Consider the following 741-nt stretch of genomic DNA (forward strand, 5'->3'; position numbering starts at 1 on the left):
AATGCCAGTGATTAAAAAATCAATTGCAGCAATAATCTCATTTCTGAAAGTCGATAACTCATTAACAGGTTCGGATAAGATTTTAACTGGAACACTTGTCATTTGTTGAGTCAGCATTATAAAGTCACCTTCATCAATATGAATCGTAGGACAAAGGTGACTTGGGGCTTTCTTATCAAGTAATTCGATTGGTGTTAATGGAATGACTAATCGAGTATTTAAGTTATCAAGTAGATCACTTTGAACATCGACAAAATAAGGGTAGGTTTTAGCGGAACTTTTATCTTTGTTTTTATATAGCGTAAATTGAGACATTTAAAATACTCGGTATGAATCAGAAAAAAGACCGTGTTTATCGGTTAGTTCGTTGCAAGCATCAATAGCTTCAGAGTTTTGCTCTAACCATTCTTGTCTTTTTAGTTTGCTCACTTCCTGTGAAAGTGCTTTTTCCATTGTTGCTGAAAGGTTTATTTTTAAACGTTTTGCTTCAGCAAGCAGGTCACTATTTAAAGTTAAATTGGTCGCTTTCTTTACCGCTTGTGTATTATATTGATTTCTCATAATGTTACCGCTCATGCGCATTAAGTATGTGGGTTCAGTATATAACGTAAAAAGGCATTTAACAAATGCATCAACACGATTTGCTACACTCGGCGTTGTCAGTTTGCCTTTAGTTTCAGTGATTAAGGCGTTAAAATTCAGCTAGGTCTGTATCGTAGCAAACGTGTTATGCAGACGTTA

General features: G+C 35.1%; 2 protein-coding genes. Both read right to left on the reverse strand.

Annotation, left to right across the window (positions count from 1 at the left end; genetic code table 11):
* A partial coding sequence (locus tag PVK62_RS17440; RefSeq protein WP_012535038.1) for a CcdB family protein occupies positions 1-315 on the reverse strand: 315 nt, incomplete at its 3' end.
* A complete protein-coding gene (locus PVK62_RS17445; protein ID WP_026029298.1) occupies positions 316-561 on the reverse strand; it encodes a type II toxin-antitoxin system CcdA family antitoxin in 246 nt (81 codons plus the stop codon). It abuts the gene before it with no gap.
* Between the last annotated feature and the right edge of the window lie 180 nt (positions 562-741).

The organism is Aliivibrio sp. S3MY1 (genome assembly GCF_028765575.1).
GTDB lineage: Bacteria > Pseudomonadota > Gammaproteobacteria > Enterobacterales > Vibrionaceae > Aliivibrio.